Consider the following 1,132-nt stretch of genomic DNA (forward strand, 5'->3'; position numbering starts at 1 on the left):
CAGCCCGTGACCCGCGAGCGCATCATGGAGTGGCTGCACACCATGGTGGACCTGCATTATCAGCACCCGAATTTTGCACGGCTGCTGCAGCACGCGGCGTTGGCCAATGGGTCGCAAAGTAGGGAGATAGTCGATCGCCTGTTTCGTCCGCTGTTCACGGAGGAGTCGGCGCCTGAGCCCTTGGCGGGGTTTTTTCAGGGAAATGCGTTGGAGCCCTGGGCGGTGATGGCGTTTAACAATGTGGTGATGTCGTATATCACCATGGCGCCAGTGTACCAGGCAATGTTGCCGGTAGAGCCTTTGTCAGAAGAGGGGTTGGCGCGCCAGAAGCAATTGATCAGTCAGTTGGCGCAGCTGGTATTTTCTGCAGGGGAAAAGGCGGCGGGCTGAGGTGCCCGCCGGGAGAGCTATCAGCCGGCTTTGCAGGCCTTTTTGGCGGCTTTGATCTGCTTGCGGTGGCATTCTTCCTGAGAACCTTCACCAACACACCATTTGCGGCGGTTGTCCCAGGCGGTCAGCGGGTGACGCTGTCCATCCGTGCATTTTACCGAGTAGTTTGAATACTCTGCGCCGGTTTCATCGACACCGGTGCCGGTGTAAACCAGGCTGGACGGACGGGCCGCAAAGACGGCGGCAGAATCCGTTGCCAGCAGGGCAACGACGAGCGTTTGAGTCAGTTTTTTCATGAAAGTGTTACCTGTTTTCAGTGGTATCGGTGTTCACATTATCCTGCAAGTGTTACCAAATTGCCAGAAATGTGGCGCATGGAAACAGGCTTGAGCTTCTAGCTTGGTTTTATCTGTTTGTTTATATTGAGTATTTAAAAATAACATTTGCTATGTGTTACTGATATTTAATTGAGCGTCCGCGCAGTGTTGCGGTGGCTGTTACTTCAGGTAGCGCTGCTTCGCAGGTGGTATGCCGGTGGCAAAGAGTTTTCCCGCGATACCGGATAGCCCGAAGGGTGGGGTCAAGGACTTTTTACCGTCTCAATGTCCAGTGATTGGTGGGCATTTTTACTATTATTTATAAGCACGCTATCGCGCACCGGTGGCCGCAGCTTGTACGTCAAAACAGGTCGAGCGCAGGCTGTCGCCGAGTGGTAAAGTACCGTAATAACGGGGTGTTCGCG

At 54.1% G+C, this 1,132-nt stretch carries 2 protein-coding genes; one reads left to right on the forward strand and one right to left on the reverse strand.

Annotation, left to right across the window (positions count from 1 at the left end):
• Positions 1 to 390 (forward strand): hypothetical protein (locus ABYP33_RS19505; protein ID WP_373093051.1); only part of this gene is annotated, 390 nt, incomplete at its 5' end.
• A gap of 20 nt (positions 391 to 410) precedes the next feature.
• Here ABYP33_RS19505 and ABYP33_RS19510 read toward each other — a convergent pair.
• The gene (locus ABYP33_RS19510; RefSeq protein ID WP_373093053.1) at positions 411 to 686 is read right to left on the reverse strand and encodes a hypothetical protein; all 276 of its coding nucleotides are present in this window, start codon (positions 684 to 686) and stop codon (positions 411 to 413) included.
• Positions 687 to 1,132: the final 446 nt, after the last annotated feature.

Source organism: Zhongshania sp., assembly GCF_041584495.1.
GTDB lineage: Bacteria > Pseudomonadota > Gammaproteobacteria > Pseudomonadales > Spongiibacteraceae > Spongiibacter.

Coding starts and splice junctions, on each gene's coding strand:
- ABYP33_RS19510 (WP_373093053.1), bottom strand. CDS start 686: ATGAAAAAACTGACTCAAACGCTCGTCGTTGCCCTGCTGGCAACGGAT.